Here is a 17,891-nt window from a genome sequence, read left to right as displayed (position 1 = left end):
AGGTTGTGGATAACTTCCATCCCTCACAAGGGTTGGTCGTCCACATCCGGGTTGACGTCGACCGATCCGTCCGGCACCGGGAAGCGCTGCTCGTTCCGCTCGATCTTGGCCGCGAGCGCCTCCAGCGGGTCCACCCCGACCGCCGTGCAGAACTGCAGCAGGTACGCCAGCACGTCGGCCACCTCGTCCCGCACCCGGTGCGCGCGCTCCGGCTCGGACATCACCTCGGCCGCTTGTTCGGGCGTCAGCCACTGGAAGATCTCCAGCAGCTCCCCGGCCTCCACGCTCAGCGCCGCCGCCAGGTTCTTCGGCGTGTGGAAGGGCTCCCACCGCCGGGCCGCCGCGAAGTCCACCAGTCGCTGCTGCAGGGCCTCCAGGGTCGGCTCCCCCGGTCCCGTCACTCGTTCGCTCACCCCTCCAGGTCTACCCCATCGCCGTCCGACGCGGGCCCGGCCCCCTCCGTCACCGACGCCTCCGCCCCCGGCCGCTCCCCCTCCGCGGTCCCGTCGGCGCCCTCCCCCCGCCCGCCCTGGGCCGGCACCCTGGCCGTCTCCGGCCGCAGCACCGTGAACCCCGAATCCGGGTCGCGCCGACACTCGACCACCACCACCCCAGCCGGCCTCGGGCCGCCCGACGGCCCCTCGCCCGGCCGCTCACCGCCCGACGGCCCCGCTCCCGACGGCCCCTCACCCGGCCGCTCCCCGCCCGGCCACCCCTCGGCCGACCGCCCGTCGCCCGCGCCGCCCAGCACCTCCCGCACCGCCGCCGGCTCCTGCAGCGCCGCCACCACCCGCAGCTGGCTGCGCTCCGCCATCTCCCGGGCCAGCCGCAGCAGCGAGGCGGTCTGCTCGGTGGAGAGCCCGGCCCCCAGGTCCTCGGCCAGCACGATGAGCTGTCGGTGCGCCCACGGCACCTCGGCGGCCACGTCGAGGTCGAGCACCCCGGCCCCGGTCAGCAGCACCGCGGCGAAGGCGAGGTGACGCAGCATCCCGTCGGAGGCCTGGTCGGCCCCGGTGCGCCCGAGGACGCCCTCGTCGAAGACGGCCAGGACGCGCCGCGTGACCGCGTCGCTCCCGCGCTCGGCCACCGTGAGCCCGAGCAGCGGGTACGGCGCCGCGGACTGGACGACCCGCAGGAGCTGCCCGTACCGGCGCGGGCACTCGTTGCCCAGACGGGCGATGACGGCGGAGATGTTGGCGGCGTTGCCGCGCAGCCGGGCCTGCGGGTCGGCCGGGGCCCAGCCGCGCATCAGGGCGGGCACGGGGTGCAGCGGGAAGACCTCGCGCAGGGCGGTGAGCAGGTCCTCGGCGGCGGCCAGGACCAGGCACTCGCCGGCCGACGAGCCGGCGACCCGCAGCGGCAGCTGCGCGGTGATCATGGTGCCGCTGGGGAAGGGCGCCCGGATGTCGCCCTGCCGGGTGTCGTTGTGCCAGCAGACGTTGACCCGCCGGCTGCGGAGGTCCTGCTCGCCGGTGTCCACCAGGGTCCGGCCGTCGAGGGTGAGCGATTCCCGGGCGATCCGGACCGGGCCGTCGGTGCGGATCACCACGTCGAGCCGGATCCGGCCGTGCGGGGAGCGGACGGTGCAGCCGAGGATGATCGCGTCCCGGCCGTGCGGGACGCAGCCGTCGAGGCCGCCCCGGACGGGCTGGGCGAGCGGACCGGCGCGGTCGGGCAGCCCGTCCAGCGAGTCGGTGATCTCCTCGCCGAGCGCGAGCCGGGACAGCACCGCCAGCGCGTCGAGGGCGTTGGACTTGCCGACCCCGGCGGGCCCGTGCAGCACCGTGAGGGGCGCGAGCGGCAGGACCGCGCGCCGGTAGGACTTGAACGAGGTGAGCCGGAGCTCCTCGACGGTGGGGCGTGGCACGGGCGACCGGTCGGGCTCCGGGGCGCCCGGTCGGAGGGGGGCCGGCCCTGCGGGCCTGGTGGCGTCGCGGTTCACCCGTCGGACGTTAGCCTCCGACCGATCGGCAGAAACGTGCCTGCACGGCAGATTCATCCCAACGTGGCGCCCCACCCCGACCCGCTGACCGGCCCTCCACCCGCGCCCGGAGCACCCCCCGAGTACCCCGGAACACCCGCGCGCACCCCGAAGTGCCCTGGGTCTCCCCGCGCGCTCAGCGCCGGTACGCGGCCACCGTCACCGAGGCGGTCACCTCGACCGGGTCCGGCAGCCCCGCGAGCGCGGCGCCGAGCCGCTCCGGGTCGGTGTGCCAGGCGCTGGGCCCCATGCCGACGACGGTCCGCACGTCCTGGGCACCGAGCCGCAGGGTGAACTCGACCTCCCGCCGCCCGGCCGACGTCAGGTACGGCCCGAGCTTCTCGTCGATCCGCCGCTGCTTCTCCTCGTCCACCGACAGCAGCCCCAGCGCGTCCACCAGTTCGCGCAGGTGCCGGGCGGTGGGGGAGACCAGCAGCAGGGTGCCACCGGGGCGCAGCACCCGGCGGATCTCGGGCCCGTTGCGCGGGGCGAAGACGTTGAGCATCAGCTCGGCGGAGGCGTCGCGCAGCGGCAGCGGACGCCAGGCGTCGCAGACGACGGCCCCGATCCGCGGGTGCGCCTTGGCGGCGCGCCGCAGCGCGTACTTGGAGATGTCCAGGGCGGCGCCGACCCGGTCGGGCAGGGCGTCGAGGACGTGGGCCAGGTAGTGCCCGGTGCCGGCGCCGAGGTCGGCGACCAGTCCGTCGGGCTCGTCGGCGGGCGCCTCGGCGGCGGCTCCGGCGGCGGCTCCGGCGAGGGCGTCCGCGATGGGACGGTAGTGCCCGGCGGCGAGGAAGTCCGCGCGGGCCGCGACCATCTCGGCGGTGTCTCCGGTGCCGGTGTGGGCGTCGCCGGCGAGGAGGCTGACGTAGCCCTGCTTGGCGAGGTCGAAGCTGTGCCCGGCGGGGCAGCGCAGGCTGCGGTCGTGCCGGGTGAGGGCCTGCGCGCAGAGGGGGCAGGCCAGGTAGCGCTCGATGTCCTGCAGCAACGTTCCGTCTTCTCTCGCCGTACGCCCCGGCCGGTCGGGGCGCCTGTCAGCCTAACGACCCGCCCCGCCCGGCCGCGCCGACCGACCCGACCCGCCCCGCCGACCGACCCGCACCCCGCCCGACCCACCGCCCCGGGCCGCCCCGGGCCGGGCCGGGCCGACGCGCCGCCCCGACGGCCGCCGCCGCTACTCCACCGCGACCGGGCCCACCGCCACCCGGTCCGCCGTACCCTGCTCCGCGTCACCCCGCGCCGCCGCGACCCGCAGCGCGAGCGCGGCGAGCGCCTCGGGCGCGCCGGGCCGCCCGCGGACCCCGGGGAAGGCGTTGACGTCCACGATGACGGGCTCGGCCGGCCCGTCCAGCAGGTCGACCCCGTACACGTCGAGTCCGAACACCTCACCGACGCGCAGCGCGAGCCCGGCCCGCTCGGCGGACGGCTCCCAGTCCGCCGACCGCCCCGGCTCCCCCGGCCCGCTGGCGAGTTCGGACCGCCGCCGGGCGGCGAACACCTGCCCGTCGATCACCCACAGCTTCTGGTCCCAGCCGGTCCCGGGGACGAACGGCTGGGTGACGACGGGCTCCTCGGCCCAGTGTTCGGCGAGTTCGCGCAGCCGGGCCGGCCCGTCGACCCGCGCGACCAGGTCGTGCCGTCTGCTGTGCCGGCTCTTGACGACGAACGGATCGCCGGGGGCGGTGAGTTCGCCCAGCAGCCCGGCGTCGACCGTCGCCGCGAACGGCAGCCCGGCGGAGCGCGCGAGGTCGGCCATCCGCACCCGGTCCTGGCAGAGCTCGGTCGCCGCCGCCGAGTTGACCACCGGCACGCCGCGGCCCTCCAGGTCGCGGGCCAGCGCCAGCGCTCCGGGCGTACGGGCCTTGAGCAGGTAGACGTCCGCGAGCGCGCCCGCCAGCCCGGTGGGCGCAACGGCCCGCACCTCGTGCCCGCGCTCCACCAGCAGCGCGGCGGTCGCCGCCAGCACCGGGTGTCCCGGGTCGCCGGCGATCAGCCCTACCCTCACAGCAACTCCCCGTCACCGAAGCCCAGCTGTCCGTACGCCGCCCCACCCGCGGACACCAGCGCGGCGGGCTCGCCGGGCACCGAGACGGCCGTTCCGCTGCGCGCGAGCCGCAGGACAGCCCGGGCGACCCGCGCCACCGCGTCCGGCACCTGCCGGAAGCTCGGGAAGTCGTTGATGTCGACCACCACCGGCCCGTCCGGACCGAGCAGCACGTCGACCCCGAACAGGTCGAGCCCGAACACCTCGCCGACCTGCGCCACGATCCGTGCGACGCTCCCCGGCAGCGGCACCTGCCGCTCCCGCACGCCCTGCCCGGGGTGCAGCGGGGAGGAACGTTCCGTCGCGAAGAGCTCGCCGTCGACGCAGTACACCTTGAGGTCGGTACCGGAGTTCGGCACGTACGGCTGCGCGATCAGCAGCCCCTCCCCGGCCAGCTCGGGCCCGACCTCCATCAGGTGGTCCGGGCTGCGCACCAGCCGGACGGCGCGCCCGGAGCTGCCGTCGGCGGGCTTGACCACCAACGGGTACTCGGCGGCCGGGATCTCCGCCAGCCGCTCCCACCGGGCGGCCGCGTACGTCACCGGGACGGGCAGCCCGCGGGTGCGGCCGATCACCGCGGCGAGCGCCTTGTCCCGGACGCCGCGGATCGAGCGCACGTCGTTCACCGTGGTGAGTCCGACGGCGGCGGCCGCCTCCAGCAGGGTCAGCCCGGGTCCGCCGGAGACGGTCTTGAGCACCCACGCGTCGTGGCTGCCGGCCCGGACCTCCTCGGAGATCGCCAGCAGCGAGTCCCCGGGGCGCAGCACGTCCACGCGGTGCCCCCACGCGGTGAGCTGCCGCGCCACGTCGAGCGGCATGCCGTCGTGCCGGTAGTGTTCCTCCACCAGAAAGCAGAGCCTCATGGGCCTGTCTTCCCCCTTGCCTCGCCGAGTGCAGACGTCCGCCGTCCCCCTCGGCAGAGCTGCAAAAGCATCAGCATGCACTCTGTGGCCGCACAAGATCGCAGCGGACCGGTAAGCGTTCGGCAACAATCCGCGCCCGGAGCGCGGGCTCCCGACCCCGGCGGCCACCACCGGCCGGCCGGACCGGCGCCCGACCGGCCGGACCGGCGCGCAAATCGGTGGCAGACCGACCGCCCCCCTGCTTGGATGCACGCCGTGACTCCTGCCGATCATGCACCTGACCGCCCGCTGCTCGACGAGATCGAGCGCTACTACGACGCCGCACCGCGCAGCGCCGCCCGCGCCGAGGACTTCGGCCCCCTGACCCTGTTCGTCCGCGAGGGCGAGACCGGCTGGCACTACTACGCGCGCCCGACGCCCGGCCACGCCGGTCCGGCCGCCACCGCCGACGATGTCCGCCGCGTGCTGGACCGGCAGCGCGAGCTGGGTGCGCCGGAGGCCTTCGAGTGGGTGGCCGAGCAGAACCCCGAGCTGCGCGCGGCGGTCGAGGCAGCGGGCCTGACCGTGCACGAGCACCCGCTGCTGGTGCTGGGCCCGCAGGACGAACCCGCGCCCGCGCCCGAACTGCCGGAGCGCGTCGAGGTCCGGGTGCTGGGCGCGGACGCGTCCGAGCTGGCGGCGGCGGCGGCCGTCCCGCACGTGGCCTTCGGCGCACCCGGCACCGCCGTCGGCCCGGCCGGAGCGACCGAGCTGGCCGCGAGCGCGGCGACCTTGACGGCCGACGGCGGGGTGGCGCGGATCGCGCGGCGGATCACCGACGGCACCACCGTGCTGGCCGCCGCACTGGACGGCGGCGACGCCCTGTGCGCGGGCCAGTACAACCCGGTGGGCCCGGTCGGCGAGGTGGTCGGGGTGGGCACCCTGCCCTCCGCCCGCCGGCGCGGCCTGGGCCTCGCGGTCACGGCGGCGCTGGTCGCGCACGCCCGGGCGGGCGGCGTACGGACGGTGTTCCTGTCCGCCGCCGACGAGGACGTCGCCCGGATCTACCGCCGGGCGGGCTTCCGCCCGTTCGCGACGGCCCTGATCGCGGAGCCCGCCGCCCCGGAGGCGTAGGGCCCGTCGAGCGCGCCGGAGCGCGTCCGGCGCGCTCCGACGCCAGGGGCCGGGAGTACGGGAAGGACCGGGAGGACCGGGAGGACGGAACCGACGGTCACTCGTCGTCCTCGTCCTCGTCGTCCCCGCCGCTGACGCCCTCCCCCTCGGCCTCGTCCACCACCCACGCCGCCAGCCGCTCGGCGACGCCGGACACCCCGAGCCGCCCCTCGCGGATGGCCCGGGAGAGGCTGCGCACCTCGCGGGCGGTGGTGGCGACGGTGCAGCCGCTGGCGACGAGGTACGCGTACGCGACGGCGGTCGCGAACAGTTCGTTGGTCTTCTCCAGGGCCGGCACCCGGATCAGCTGGTGCATCAGTGCGGCGGCGCGGTCCTGCGGTTCGGGGTAGACGGAGATGTCGAATATCTCGGCCTGGTGCCGGGTGACGGCCGCGAGCAGCGAGCCGTAGTCGGTGACCTGCGGGTCACCGGGCGTGTACTGCTCGGCGGTCATGAGCAGCCACGAGAGGTCCACCTCCAGGTTCAACGGCGCACGTCCTGGAGGTCGCCCGGCTCCCCGAACTCGGCGAGGAACGCCGTCTCGTACTCCTTCATGAACTGCGCGGCCGCGTCGACGAAGGCCCGCCCGGACTCGCCCATGTCCTGCTGGACCAGGCGCTCGATGTACTGGTTCATGCTGATCCCCTGCTGCTCGGCCCGTTCCCGGGCTATCTCCGCGGTCGTGGCGTCCACGCGGACGTTCAGCTGCTTCTTGGCCATGTCCTTCAAGCTAGCGCTGAAGTGCTAGCACAACAAGGGCGCATGCACCCCGCCCGCACACCTGCCGCACGCCCCCACGCAACCTCCCCGTCACCGAAACCGTCCCCGAACCCGTCACCGGAACCGTCCCCGGGACGTCAGCCGCGCCCGCCGACCGAGCCGACCGAGCCGGCCGGGGCCCGCCGGAGCCGCCGCCCGCCCCGCTCCGGGCCGCCCACCTCCCATACCCGTCCACCGCCGCCCCACCCCCGCCGGAACGAGCGAGACTTGAAGAGTCCTTCACCATCCGGGACTCTGAACTCCCCTGAGCGTTCCACTGAGCGGCACCGACCGGTGTGGAGGCCGGCAATGACAGCCATGTTCGACCAGGAGCTGCGCGAGCAGCTCGCCCTGGCCCGGCAGGACCTCGCGGCGGCACGGGCCGAAGGGGACGCCGACGGCGTCCAGGCGTACGAAGGCCGGATCGCCTCGCTCCTCCGGCTCGCCTCCCAGCACGGCATCCACCTTCCGCACAGCGCCGACGAGGAGGAACACAACGAGCCCTGACCGGCCCGGCCCCGAACGACGGGGAGGCGGCACCCGCCGAGCGGGTACCGCCTCCTCCACCGAACACCGAACGGCCCGAACACCGAACGGCCCGAACGGCCCGGCCGCCGGGAAGCCGGACAGCCGAGCCGCACGCACCGGCCGACCGGCCGGACCGGGTCACTCCCCGATCGGCTCCAGGATCGCCACGCACTCGAAGTGGTGCGTCATCGGGAACAGGTCGAACGCCCGCAGCGACACCGGCCGGTAGCCGCCCTCGCGGAAGAACCCCAGGTCCCGGGCGAGCGCCGCCGGGTCGCAGGCCACGTAGGCGATCCGGCGCGCCTCCAGGCCGACCAGGTGCCCGACGGTCTCGCGACCGGCACCCGAGCGCGGCGGGTCCAGGACGATCAGGTCGGTGGCGGTGATGCCGGTGCGCGGCAGCAGCGTCTCGACCCGGTCGCACTCGATCTGCACGTTGTCCAGCGCGGCCAGGTTGTGCCGGGCGTCGACCACGGCCTGCTTGGCGGACTCGATGCCGAGCACCGCGCCCTCCTCGCCGACGCGGTCGGCCAGCGCGCCCGCGAACAGGCCGACACCGCAGTACAGGTCGAGCGCGTTCTCGCCCCACTGCGGGTCCAGCCCGTCCAGCACGGCGTCGACCAGGGTGTCCGGCGCCTCCGGGTGGATCTGCCAGAAGCCGCCGTTGCTGATCCGCCAGGTCCGCCCGGCCGCCCGTTCGCGGACGAAGCTCCGCCCGTGCACCTTGTGCGCGTCGCCCTGCTCGTCGATCCGGGCGATGGAGACCGGCTTGTCCAGCTCGACCAGCGGCAGCTGCGCGCCGGGCCGCGGGGTCAGCACCACCTGGCGGTCCGAGGAACCGGTCGCGGCGATCACCTCGACGCTCGCCACGCCCGGCCAGTCGCGGGACTCGATGCCCAGCTCGGTGACGCCCTCGGCGGCGATCAGGCAGCGGTCCACCGGCTGCACGTCGTGCGAGCGGTGCTTGCGCAGGCCGACCTTCCCGGTCTCCGCGTCCACCGCGTACTGGACCCGGGTGCGCCAGGCCGGCACCTGCCCGGCCGGGAGCTTGCCGCCGACCGGCTCGACGCTGCCGTCCCAGCCCGCCTCGGCCGGGGTGAGCCCGGCGAGCTTGGCCAGCTGCTCGGTCAGCACCGCCGCCTTGAGCTTGCGCTGCCCACCGGGGGTGACGTGCTGCCAGTCGCAGCCGCCGCACTTGCCGGGCCCGGCGAACGGGCACGGCGCCTCGATCCGGTCCTTGGCCGGCTCCAGCACCTCCACCGCGTCGGCCCGCAGGAACCGCGAGGTGGTGGTGCCCTCGGTCACCAGCGCGACGACCTTCTCGCCGGGCAGCGCGTGCCGCACGAACAGCACCCGCCCCTCGTGCCGGGCCACGCAGTGCCCGCCGCCGTGCGCGACGGCGCCGACCTCGACCTCGTACCGCTGTCCGGCCAGCGGCTCGCCGGACGGCGTCTCGGGCCGCGGCGCCCGCGCGGCGACACCGCGGAGCGCCTTCGGCGGACGCACCGCCTGCTTGCGCGGGGCCTTCCGGGTGCCGCCGGGGGCACCGGAGGCCGCGTCGGCAGGAGCGCCCTTCCCGGCGCCCTTGCCGCCGGTGCCCTTCCCGGCGGCACCGGTGCCCTTCCCGGCGCCCGTGCCCTTCCCGCTGCCCGTGCCCTTGCCGGCACCCTTGTCGGCCGCGCCCCGGACCGGCTTGCGGTCCTCGGCCGGCGGCTGCTCCCCCGGGACGACCGGCGCGGTGCGTGCGGTCAGGCCGTCGCGGTCGGTGGCCTCCGGACGGGACGGCCGGCCCCAGCGCGGCCGGGAGACCTGCCCGGGCTTGGAGCCGCCCCGGCGGGAGCCCTTGCCGGAGGAGCCCGAGGAGCGGGGCGGAGTGTTGCGCGTCACGAGGAGGAGTCCTTGCTGCGGTCGGAGGTGTCACCGGTGCTCGCACCGGTGGAGACGGAATCCTTCGACTTTACGGCCTTCGGCGCCCGGGGCTCGCCACGCCGGACGGCACCCGGCGCCGACCAGGCCTTCTGCGGCTTGCGCCGCTCGGAGGACTCCAGCTGCCAGGGCACGGAGGTGACCATCACGCCGGGCTTGAACAGCAGCCGGCCCTTGAGCCGCAGCGCACTCTGGTTGTGCAGCAGGTGCTCGTACCAGTGGCCGACCACGTACTCGGGGATGTAGACCGAGACGACGTCGCGCGGGCTGCTGCGCCGCAGGTTCTTCACGTAGTCCAGGACCGGCCCGGTGATCTCGCGGAACGGCGAGTCCAGCACCTTCAGCGGCACCTCGATGCCGCGCTCGTCCCACTCCTGCCGCAGCGCCGCCGTGTCGGCCGGGTCCACGTTGACCGAGACGGCCTCCAGGGTGTGGGCCCGGGCCAGCTTGGCGTACGCGAGGGCGCGCAGCGCCGGCTTGTGCAGCTTGGAGACCAGCACGATGGCGTGCACCCGGGTGGGCAGCACGACGTCGTCCGCCTCCTCGGCGGCGATGAGCTCCTCGGAGACCCGGTCGTAGTGGCGCCGGATGCCCTTCATCATCACGAACAGCACGACCATCGCCGCGATCGCGATCCAGGCGTGGCTGATCTTGGTGACCAGGACGACGATCAGCACGGCCATGGTCATCACCAGGCCGAAGGTGTTGATCGCCCGGCTGCGCTGCATGTGGCGGCGCTTGGTCGGGTCGGTCTCGGTGCGCAACAGCCGGGTCCAGTGCCGGATCATGCCGGACTGGCTCATGTTGAAGGACACGAAGACGCCGACGATGTAGAGCTGGATCAGCCGGTTCGGGTCGGCGTCGAAGGCGATGACGAACAGGATCGCGGCGATCGCCAGCAGGATGATGCCGTTGGAGAAGGCCAGCCGGTCGCCGCGGGTGTGCAGCTGGCGGGGCAGGTAGCGGTCCTGGGCCAGGATCGAGCCGAGCACCGGGAAGCCGTTGAAGGCGGTGTTGGCGGCCAGCACCAGGATCAGGCCGGTCACGGCGGCGACGAAGTAGAAGCCGGGCGTGAAGTTGCTGAACACGGCCTCGCTGATCTGGGCCAGCGCGGTCTTCTGGTGGTAGCCGGCCGAGGCGCCGCCGAGCTGCTCGGCCGGGTTCTCGGCCATCTGGACGCCGGTCAGCCGGGCCAGCCAGATGATGCCCATGAACATCACGACGGCGATGCTCGCCATCAGCAGCAGCGTGGTGGCGGCGTTCTTGCTCTTGGGCTTGCGGAAGGCCGGCACGCCGTTGGAGATCGCCTCCACGCCGGTGAGCGCGGCACAGCCGGAGGAGAAGGACTTCAGCAGCAGGAAGACCATCGCGAAGCCGGCGAGCGACTCGTTGCCGGGCGTCGGCATGAGGTGGAAACCGGAGCTCTCGGCGGGCATGTCCTGGCCCAGCACGTAGTGCCGGAACACGCCGTAACCGACCATTCCTATCACGCCGATCATGAAGGCGTAGGTGGGAACGGCGAAGGCGGTACCGGATTCGCGCACACCGCGCAGGTTCATCCCCATCAGCAGGATGACCAGGATCACCGACAGGGTCAGCTCGTGGCCGCGTAGCGCGGGAACGGCGGAGACCACGTTGGCGACGCCCGAGGTGGTCGACACGGCCACGGTGAGGACGTAGTCGACCATCAGGGCACTCGCCACCACCAGACCCGCGTTGGGTCCGTGGTTGACGGTCGCGACCTCGTAGTCGCCGCCACCACTGGGGTAGGCGTGCACGTTCTGCCGGTACGAGGCGACCACGGCGAGCATCACGATCGCGACGACGAGGCCGATCTGCCAGGAGAAGTGGATCGCCGAGGCGCCCGCGATGGACAGGGTGAGCAGGATCTCCTCGGGGGCGTACGCGACCGAGGAGAGCGCGTCCGAGGCGAAGACGGGCAGCGCGATCCGCTTCGGGAGAAGTGTTTCCCCGAGCTTGTCGCTGCGAAGGGCACGCCCGATCAGGATGCGTTTCGGAAGGTCTTTCGGCATAGGCACGTTAAGGAATCGTAGGGGCTCCCCGGACAAGGCTCCGCCGTTTGTCCCCCCCTTCGTCGCGACTGCGTTCTACGGACCGGCTAGCGTGTCGGATACGAGTCGGTGGGCAACACTCGGATTGTCGGGTGTTGCCGGGACCGGCGCCCCACGAGAACGCTCGCCCCGGACGACCGGGCGGGAAAGGGAGATGAACGGTGTTTGCGCAGGTCAGTACCCTGACGGGACGGGTGAGGTAGCGCCGGTGCACATCGTCATCATGGGCTGCGGCCGCGTGGGTTCAGCCCTCGCCAGAGCACTGGAGAAACAGGGCCACTCGGTGGCCGTGGTCGACCAGGACCCGACCGCGTTCCGTCGGCTGGGCGCCGGGTTCAACGGGCGCCGCGTGACCGGTGTCGGCTTCGACCAGGACACCCTGCGCGAGGCGGGCATCGAGGAGGCCGGCGCGTTCGCCGCGGTCTCCAGCGGCGACAACTCCAACATCATCGCCGCGCGGGTGGCCCGGGAGAACTTCGGCGTCGAGAACGTCGCGGCCCGGATCTACGACCCCCGCCGGGCCGAGGTGTACCAGCGCCTGGGCATCCCGACCGTCGCGACGGTCCGCTGGACGGCCGACCAGATGCTGCGTCGGCTGCTGCCGAGCGGCGCCGAGCCGCTGTGGCAGGACCCCAGCGGCGGCGTGCAGATGGCCGAGGTCGCGTACGACCCCCGCTGGGTCGGCCACCGGATCAGCCTGCTGGAGGAGGCCTCCGGCGCGCGGGTGGCGTTCGTCACCCGACTCGGCGAGGGCGTCCTGCCCACGCCGCAGATGGTGGTGCAGGAGGGCGACCTGGTGCACGTGATGCTGCGCCGGGCCGACCTGACGGCCGTCGAGGCCGCGTTCGCGCAGGGGCCGAAGGAGGAGGGTCACTGATGCGGGTCGCCATTGCCGGGGCCGGTGCCGTGGGCCGCTCGATCGCGGGCGAGCTGCTGGAGAACGGCCACGAGGTCCTGCTGATAGACAAGAACCCCAACTCCATCTCCGTGGAGCGGGTGCCGATGGCGGAGTGGCTGCTGGCCGACGCCTGCGAGATCACCTCGCTGGACGAGGCCGCCCTGCAGCGCTGCCACGTGGTGATCGCCGCGACCGGCGACGACAAGGTCAACCTGGTCGTCTCGCTGCTCGCCAAGACCGAGTACGCGGTGCCGCGGGTGGTCGCCCGGGTGAACAACCCGAAGAACGAGTGGCTCTTCAACGAGTCCTGGGGCGTGGACGTGGCCGTGTCCACGCCGCGCCTGATGTCCGCCCTGGTCGAGGAGGCGGTCAGCGTCGGCGACCTGGTCCGCCTGATGCGCTTCAGCCAGGGCAACGCCAACCTGGTCGAGCTGACCCTGGCCTCCGACACCGAGCTGGTCGGCACCCGGGTCGGCGACGTGGCCTGGCCGCAGGACACCGCGCTGGTGACCATCATCCGCGAGGGCCGGGTCCTGGTGCCGGGCAAGGACGACACCCTGGAGGGCGGCGACGAGCTGCTCTTCGTCGCCGCGCAGGAACGCGAGGAGGAGCTGGAGGACCTGCTGTCCCCCATCTCCGGCGCACAGTAGCGACCGACCGCAACGGCGGAGGGCCCGCACCCCGAACTCGGGTGCGGGCCCTCCGCCGTGCGGGAGCGGCTACTTCGCCGGCTCCTCCTCGTCCAGCGGCGCCTTGATCGGCGGCGGCGCCTTCAGCAGGATCTGCCAGGTGACGTACATCGCGAGCAGCAGCGGCGGGATGCCGAGCGCGACCTTCAGCCAGCCCAGCAGGTTGACGTTGTGGGTGAAGTACAGCGGGAAGAGGATCACCGGCTTGAGGCCCATGATCGCCACCCAGGCCCAGGTCGCCTTGGTGTAGGCGGCCAGCCGACCCGGGTTCTCCTTGCGCCAGGTGAACATCTCGCCGGTGATCGGGCCGAGCATCACCCCGATCATCGGCCAGCGCGCCAGGGCGGAGGCCGCCAGGGCGATGCAGTAGCCGACGTTCCAGAGCAGACCGGGCAGGTAGAAGTCCTCGGCCTTGCCGCTCTTCATCGAGATCCAGGCGCCGAGCGCGACGCCGAACACCCCGCTGAAGGCGTGCTGGATGGTCTCCCGCTTCGCCAGCCGGGCCACCACGAACAGGGCGCTCAGGCCGAGCGCGGCCCACGCCGAGGTGCTGACCTGGTGGGTGATGTTGTAGGTGATGATGAAGACCAGGCCGGGCAGCGTCATGTCGATCATGCCGCGTACGCCGCCGAAGGCCTTCAGGACCGTGTCGGCAGCCTCCTTGGAGGCGGCCCTGCGGGCGGCCTCCTCGGCCGCCGCGTCGTGGGTCAGGTCGAGCTGGGCGGCATCGCCGCCGGGCTGGTTGCTCACGCTCATTCGCTCCCGTGTCCGACCGGACGCAGCTCGTAGCGGGGGTTGAACAGCACGCGGCGCCCGCGTGCGTGGCTGATCCGACCGCTGGCGACCAGCCTGCGGCCGGGCTCTATGCCCGCGATCGAGCGACGGCCGAGCCAGACCACGTCCAGCGCCTCGGTGCCGTCGAAGAGTTCGGCCTCCAGGGCGGGCACCCCGGCCCGCGGGCGGAGCGTCACCGTGCGCAGGGTGCCCGCGACGGTGACCAGCGCGCGGTCCGAGCAGCCCGCGATCGGTGTGCACCCCGACTCCGCGGCGCTCTCCTGGCGCAGGTCCTCGGCCTGCAGCTCCTCGGCCGAGGACGTCAGCCGGCTGAGCATGCGGCGGAACCGCCCCTGCGGCTGGCCGCTGCTGTTGTCACCACTCATGCCGGAAGGGTACCGGTTTCCGGGCCCCCGGCGGCAGGGCGCTCGGCCACCGGGGGCAACGACGGTCAGCTCTCGAACCGGTATCCCATTCCCGGTTCGGTGATGAAGTGGCGCGGGTGCGAGGGGTCCCGCTCCAGCTTGCGGCGCAGCTGTGCGAGGTAGACCCGCAGGTAGTTGGTCTCGGTGCGGTAGGCGGGGCCCCACACCTCCTGCAGCAGCTGGGTCTGGCTGACCAGCCGACCGGCGTTGCGGACCAGCACCTCCAGCAGGTGCCACTCGGTCGGGGTGAGGCGTACGTCGACGCCGTCCCGGTTGACCTTCTTGGCCGCGAGGTCGACCGTGAAGGTCTCGGTGACGACCAACGAGTCGGCTTCCCCCGCCACCGGCTCGGCCCGCCGCACGGCGGCCCGCATCCGGGCGAGCAGTTCGTCCATGCCGAACGGCTTGGTCACGTAGTCGTCGGCGCCGGCGTCCAGGGCCTCGACCTTCTCGTCCGAGGCGTGCCGGGCCGACAGCACGATGATCGGCACCCGGGTCCAGCCGCGCAGGCCCCGGATCACCTCGACCCCGTCCATGTCGGGCAGGCCCAGGTCCAGGACGACGACGTCCGGATGGCGGGCCGCGGCCAGTTCCAGGGCGCTCGCGCCGTCGTGGGCCGCGTCCACCTCGTACTTGCGGGCCTTGAGGTTGATCACCAACGCGCGGACGATCTGCGGTTCGTCGTCCACGACGAGGACCCGGGTCATGTGCGGGCTCCGCCTTTCGGGGCTGTCTGGTTCCAGGACTGTGGGACTGGCTTGCGGTACGACGCACGGCGCCGGGGAGCGACGGGCCCGACGGGTGCTTCGGCGGTTCTCACGGGACCGGTTCCGAGACCGGATCGCTCCCGTCGCCGGTCGGCTCACCCGGCTCCTCCGGGTCGGGCGGCCGTTCGACGGCCGGCAGGCTGACGACCATCGTGAGACCGCCGCCGGGGGTGTCCTCGGCGGTGACGGTACCGTCCATCGCCTCGACGAAGCCGCGCGCCACCGCGAGCCCGAGGCCCACGCCGGCGCCGCGCGGCGCGTCCCCGTACCGCTGGAACGGCGCGAAGATCCTCTCCTTGGCCTCCTCGGGCACCCCCGGGCCGCGGTCGACGATCCTCAGCTCGACCCGGCCGGGCATCCCCGGCTGCTCCAGCGCATCGGCCTTGACGAGGACCTTGACGCCCTCCGGGCTGTACTTGACGGCGTTCTCGACCAGGTTGGCCAGCGAGCGCTCCAGCAGTCCGCCGTCGGCCCGGATCATCGGCAGCGTCTCCGGGACGTCCAGGCGGACGGACTCCGGCGCCACGCCGCCGAGCGCACAGGGCACCACCTCGTCCAGGTCGGTCTCCTGGATCAGCGGGGTGACGGTCCCGGTCTGCAGCCGGCTCATGTCGAGCAGGTTGTTGATCAGGTGGTCCAGCCGGTCGGCCCCGGCCTCGATCCCCGCCAGCAGCTCGGCCTCGTCCTCCGGGTCCCAGTCGACGTCCGCCGAGCGCAACGAGCTCACCGAGGCCTTGATGCCCGCCAGCGGGGTGCGCAGGTCGTGCGAGACGGCGGCCAGCAGGGCGGTCCGGATCCGGTTGCCCTCGGCCTCCCGCCGGGCCGCGGCGGCCTCCCGGGCCAGCCGGCGACGCTCCAGCACCACGGCGGCCTGCGCGGCGAAGGCGCCGAGCAGGCGCCGGTCGGCGCCGGGCAGCACCCGGCCGCGCAGCACCAGCGCCAGGCTGTCGCCGACCGGGACGTCCACGTCGGCCTCCTCCGGCCGCTCCGGCGGCCGCGGCCCGGCGGTGGCCACCGGGACCCACGGGCCGAGCGGGTCCGGACGCTCCAGCAGCGCCGTGCTCTCCTGCCCGAAGGTCTCCCGGACCTGTTCCATCAGCGCCGTCAGCACGCCGTCCCCGTTCGGCGCGCCCCGCAGCACCGTGCCGGCGAGCGCGCTGAGCGTCTGCGCCTCGGTCTGGCTGCGGGCCGCCTGGTGGGTCCGCCGGGCCGCCAGGTCCACCACCGACGCCACCGATATCCCGACGATGGTGAATATCGCCACCGCCATGATGTTCTGCGGCTCGCTGATGGTGAAGGTGTGCAGCGGCGGCGTGAAGTAGTAGTTCAGCACCGAGGAGGCCACCAGTGCCGAGCCGATCGCCGGCAGCAGCCCGCCCACCAGCGCCGCGCACACCGTCAGCGACAGGAACAGCAGCATGTCGGTGGAGAGCCCCAGCCCGCCGATCGCGGTCAGCACGACCGCCATCAGCGGCGGACCGGCCAGCCCGATCAGCCACCCCGCGATCGTCCTGGTCCGGCCCAGGTCGGTGATCCGGCGGACGGGTGTCCTGCCGTGCCCGTGCCCGGCGTGCTCGTGCGTGACCATGTGGATGTCGATGTCCCCGGCCTCCCGGGTGACCGTGGTGCCGACGCCCGGCCCGTACAGGTACTGCCAGCCCGGCCGACGGCTGGTGCCCAGCACGATCTGCGTGGCGTTCACCCCCCGCGCGAAGTCCAGCAGACCGACCGCCGGATCGTCGCCCAGCACCGCGTGGAACGAGCCGCCGAGGTTCTCGACCAGCGCACGCTGCTCGATCAGCGCCTGCGGCGAGCCGGAACCCACCAGCCCGTCCGACCGGGAGATGTGGACGGCGAGGAGCTCGCCGCCGGAGACCCGGGCCGCGATCCTGGCCGCCCGGCGGATCAGCGTCGCCCCCTCGGGGCCGCCGGTCAGACCGACCACGATCCGCTCCCGGGCCTGCCAGGTGCGCTCGATGCCCTGCTCGGCCCGGTACTTCTGCAGGTACTCGTCGACCCGGTCCGCGGTCCACAGCAGCGCCAGCTCGCGCAGCGCGGTCAGGTTGCCCGGGCGGAAGTAGTTGGCGAGCGCCGCGTCGACCTTCTCCGGCGCGTACACGTTGCCGTGCGCCAGCCGCCGTCGCAGGGCCTGCGGGGACATGTCCACGAGCTCGATCTGATCGGCCCGCCGGACCACCTCGTCGGGAACGGTCTCCCGCTGGCGCACCCCCGTGATGCCCGCGACGGCGTCCCCCAGCGACTCCAGGTGCTGCACGTTGACGGTGGAGATCACGTCGATCCCGGCCGCCAGCAGCTCCTCGACGTCCTGCCAGCGTTTCTCGTTGCGGCAGCCGGGCACGTTGGTGTGGGCCAGCTCGTCCACCAGCGCCACCTGCGGGCGGCGGGCGAGGACGGCGTCCAGGTCCATCTCGGAGAACCTGGCACCCCGGTGCAGCACCTGCTGCCGCAGCACGACCTCCAGCCCGGCGACCATGTCCGCGGTCCGCCGGCGGCCGTGGTCCTCCACGAACGCCACCACGACGTCCGTGCCACGCTCGTGCCGCCGGTGCGCCTCGGCGAGCATGGCGTACGTCTTGCCGACCCCGGGGGCCGCCCCGAGGTAGATGCGCAGCCTGCCTCGTCCCATGAGCACCATTCTTGATCCGGCCGTGCCCGGGAGCCACCCCCGGACACCTGTTCCCCTTCCTTCGAGACTACGGCGTGAGCAGCGATTTTCCGCTGATCAGTCCACCGATCAGGCGGTTTTAGCGGCATATTGACGGTGAACCAGCCACTCGGCGGGGGTCACTCGGCAGGGACCCGGTCGGCTCCGGAGGTGCTGTCCGGCCGACGTCCGGCCGAATTCCGGGAAACGCAAAGAACCCCCATCCGGAAACCGGATGGGGGTTCTTCACAAAGATTGTTCGGCGGCGTCCTACTCTCCCACAGGGTCCCCCCTGCAGTACCATCGGCGCTGTGAGGCTTAGCTTCCGGGTTCGGAATGTAACCGGGC

General features: G+C 73.6%; 17 protein-coding genes and 1 rRNA gene. 4 read left to right on the top strand and 14 right to left on the bottom strand.

Translation table 11 applies throughout. The features are described 5' to 3' along the window. Nucleotides 1–23: 23 nt before the first annotated feature. From ACFV04_RS21365 to ACFV04_RS21345, 5 genes are all read right to left on the bottom strand, one after another. On the bottom strand, nucleotides 24–413 hold the full coding sequence (locus ACFV04_RS21365; RefSeq protein WP_380531162.1) for a nucleotide pyrophosphohydrolase: 390 nt from the start codon (nucleotides 411–413) through the stop codon (nucleotides 24–26). Beyond that, nucleotides 410–1,867 carry an AAA family ATPase gene (locus ACFV04_RS21360; RefSeq protein ID WP_380531159.1) on the bottom strand — a complete coding sequence of 486 codons (1,458 nt, stop codon included), beginning with the start codon at nucleotides 1,865–1,867 and terminating at the stop codon, nucleotides 410–412. Before ACFV04_RS21360 ends, ACFV04_RS21365 begins: the two co-directional genes overlap by 4 nt. 250 nt (nucleotides 1,868–2,117) lie before the next feature. Beyond that, nucleotides 2,118–2,969 carry a putative RNA methyltransferase gene (locus ACFV04_RS21355; protein WP_380531156.1) on the bottom strand — a complete coding sequence of 284 codons (852 nt, stop codon included), beginning with the start codon at nucleotides 2,967–2,969 and terminating at the stop codon, nucleotides 2,118–2,120. A 186-nt stretch (nucleotides 2,970–3,155) separates the two neighbouring features. Continuing rightward, entirely contained in the window at nucleotides 3,156–3,986 is an 831-nt protein-coding gene (locus ACFV04_RS21350; protein WP_380531153.1) for a RimK family alpha-L-glutamate ligase, read from the bottom strand. Continuing rightward, complete coding sequence (locus ACFV04_RS21345) at nucleotides 3,983–4,888, bottom strand: RimK family alpha-L-glutamate ligase (RefSeq protein ID WP_380345959.1); 906 nt, start codon at nucleotides 4,886–4,888, stop codon at nucleotides 3,983–3,985. Before ACFV04_RS21345 ends, ACFV04_RS21350 begins: the two co-directional genes overlap by 4 nt. Before the next feature lie 255 nt (nucleotides 4,889–5,143). Here ACFV04_RS21345 and ACFV04_RS21340 point away from each other — a divergent pair, with 255 nt between their 5' ends. Next, entirely contained in the window at nucleotides 5,144–6,001 is an 858-nt protein-coding gene (locus tag ACFV04_RS21340; protein ID WP_380345957.1) for a GNAT family N-acetyltransferase, read from the top strand. A 97-nt stretch (nucleotides 6,002–6,098) separates the two neighbouring features. Here the strand turns inward: ACFV04_RS21340 and ACFV04_RS21335 are convergent, their stop codons facing one another. Next, nucleotides 6,099–6,527, bottom strand: coding sequence for a fic family toxin-antitoxin system, toxin component (locus tag ACFV04_RS21335; RefSeq protein ID WP_360265439.1), 429 nt, complete (start codon nucleotides 6,525–6,527; stop codon nucleotides 6,099–6,101). Further along, nucleotides 6,524–6,760, bottom strand: a complete 237-nt coding sequence (locus ACFV04_RS21330; RefSeq protein ID WP_360265442.1) for a toxin-antitoxin system HicB family antitoxin — start codon at nucleotides 6,758–6,760, stop codon at nucleotides 6,524–6,526. The genes ACFV04_RS21335 and ACFV04_RS21330 overlap by 4 nt, the downstream gene beginning before the upstream one ends. A gap of 348 nt (nucleotides 6,761–7,108) precedes the next feature. Here ACFV04_RS21330 and ACFV04_RS21325 point away from each other — a divergent pair, with 348 nt between their 5' ends. Beyond that, the gene (locus ACFV04_RS21325; protein ID WP_360265445.1) at nucleotides 7,109–7,306 is read left to right on the top strand and encodes a hypothetical protein; all 198 of its coding nucleotides are present in this window, start codon (nucleotides 7,109–7,111) and stop codon (nucleotides 7,304–7,306) included. A gap of 159 nt (nucleotides 7,307–7,465) precedes the next feature. Here the strand turns inward: ACFV04_RS21325 and ACFV04_RS21320 are convergent, their stop codons facing one another. Both ACFV04_RS21320 and ACFV04_RS21315 read right to left on the bottom strand, forming a co-directional pair. Beyond that, nucleotides 7,466–8,761, bottom strand: coding sequence for a class I SAM-dependent RNA methyltransferase (locus ACFV04_RS21320; protein ID WP_360265475.1), 1,296 nt, complete (start codon nucleotides 8,759–8,761; stop codon nucleotides 7,466–7,468). A 449-nt stretch (nucleotides 8,762–9,210) separates the two neighbouring features. After that, complete coding sequence (locus tag ACFV04_RS21315; RefSeq protein WP_380346038.1) at nucleotides 9,211–11,286, bottom strand: APC family permease; 2,076 nt, start codon at nucleotides 11,284–11,286, stop codon at nucleotides 9,211–9,213. A gap of 247 nt (nucleotides 11,287–11,533) precedes the next feature. Between ACFV04_RS21315 and ACFV04_RS21310 the strand changes: the two genes are divergently transcribed. Further along, nucleotides 11,534–12,202, top strand: a complete 669-nt coding sequence (locus tag ACFV04_RS21310; protein WP_360265448.1) for a TrkA family potassium uptake protein — start codon at nucleotides 11,534–11,536, stop codon at nucleotides 12,200–12,202. Beyond that, nucleotides 12,202–12,873, top strand: a complete 672-nt coding sequence (locus ACFV04_RS21305; RefSeq protein ID WP_360265451.1) for a TrkA family potassium uptake protein — start codon at nucleotides 12,202–12,204, stop codon at nucleotides 12,871–12,873. Before ACFV04_RS21310 ends, ACFV04_RS21305 begins: the two co-directional genes overlap by 1 nt. Nucleotides 12,874–12,942: 69 nt before the next feature. On the opposite strand, the gene ACFV04_RS21300 is transcribed toward ACFV04_RS21305, so the two are convergent. From ACFV04_RS21300 to rrf, 5 genes are all read right to left on the bottom strand, one after another. Further along, a complete protein-coding gene (locus tag ACFV04_RS21300) occupies nucleotides 12,943–13,668 on the bottom strand; it encodes a DUF3159 domain-containing protein (RefSeq protein WP_380345954.1) in 726 nt (241 codons plus the stop codon). Next, complete coding sequence (locus ACFV04_RS21295) at nucleotides 13,665–14,072, bottom strand: OB-fold nucleic acid binding domain-containing protein (protein WP_380345952.1); 408 nt, start codon at nucleotides 14,070–14,072, stop codon at nucleotides 13,665–13,667. The genes ACFV04_RS21300 and ACFV04_RS21295 overlap by 4 nt, the downstream gene beginning before the upstream one ends. A gap of 65 nt (nucleotides 14,073–14,137) precedes the next feature. After that, nucleotides 14,138–14,818: a response regulator gene (locus ACFV04_RS21290; protein ID WP_360265460.1), complete on the bottom strand. Its 681-nt coding sequence runs from the start codon at nucleotides 14,816–14,818 to the stop codon at nucleotides 14,138–14,140. Nucleotides 14,819–14,927: 109 nt separating this feature from the next. Next, nucleotides 14,928–17,525 carry an ATP-binding protein gene (locus ACFV04_RS21285; RefSeq protein WP_380531146.1) on the bottom strand — a complete coding sequence of 866 codons (2,598 nt, stop codon included), beginning with the start codon at nucleotides 17,523–17,525 and terminating at the stop codon, nucleotides 14,928–14,930. A 275-nt stretch (nucleotides 17,526–17,800) separates the two neighbouring features. Further along, nucleotides 17,801–17,891: ribosomal RNA gene (gene rrf / locus ACFV04_RS21280) — 5S ribosomal RNA — on the bottom strand; the annotation flags it as partial.

Origin of the sequence: Kitasatospora sp. NPDC059599, assembly GCF_042735125.1 — a bacterium.
Taxonomy (GTDB): Bacteria; Actinomycetota; Actinomycetes; order Streptomycetales; family Streptomycetaceae; genus Kitasatospora.
Note: the sequence above shows the minus strand (reverse complement) of the source record. Positions and strands in the feature narration are given on the sequence as shown.

Bases quoted from the DNA above. Each gene is read 5' to 3' on its own strand.
- ACFV04_RS21300 (WP_380345954.1), bottom strand. From the start codon at position 13,668: ATGAGCGTGAGCAACCAGCCCGGCGGCGATGCCGCCCAGCTCGACCTG.
- ACFV04_RS21330 (WP_360265442.1), bottom strand. From the start codon at position 6,760: ATGGCCAAGAAGCAGCTGAACGTCCGCGTGGACGCCACGACCGCGGAG.
- ACFV04_RS21315 (WP_380346038.1), bottom strand. From the start codon at position 11,286: ATGCCGAAAGACCTTCCGAAACGCATCCTGATCGGGCGTGCCCTTCGC.
- ACFV04_RS21290 (WP_360265460.1), bottom strand. From the start codon at position 14,818: ATGACCCGGGTCCTCGTCGTGGACGACGAACCGCAGATCGTCCGCGCG.
- ACFV04_RS21295 (WP_380345952.1), bottom strand. From the start codon at position 14,072: ATGAGTGGTGACAACAGCAGCGGCCAGCCGCAGGGGCGGTTCCGCCGC.
- ACFV04_RS21285 (WP_380531146.1), bottom strand. From the start codon at position 17,525: ATGGGACGAGGCAGGCTGCGCATCTACCTCGGGGCGGCCCCCGGGGTC.
- ACFV04_RS21305 (WP_360265451.1), top strand. From the start codon at position 12,202: ATGCGGGTCGCCATTGCCGGGGCCGGTGCCGTGGGCCGCTCGATCGCG.
- ACFV04_RS21325 (WP_360265445.1), top strand. From the start codon at position 7,109: ATGACAGCCATGTTCGACCAGGAGCTGCGCGAGCAGCTCGCCCTGGCC.
- ACFV04_RS21345 (WP_380345959.1), bottom strand. From the start codon at position 4,888: ATGAGGCTCTGCTTTCTGGTGGAGGAACACTACCGGCACGACGGCATG.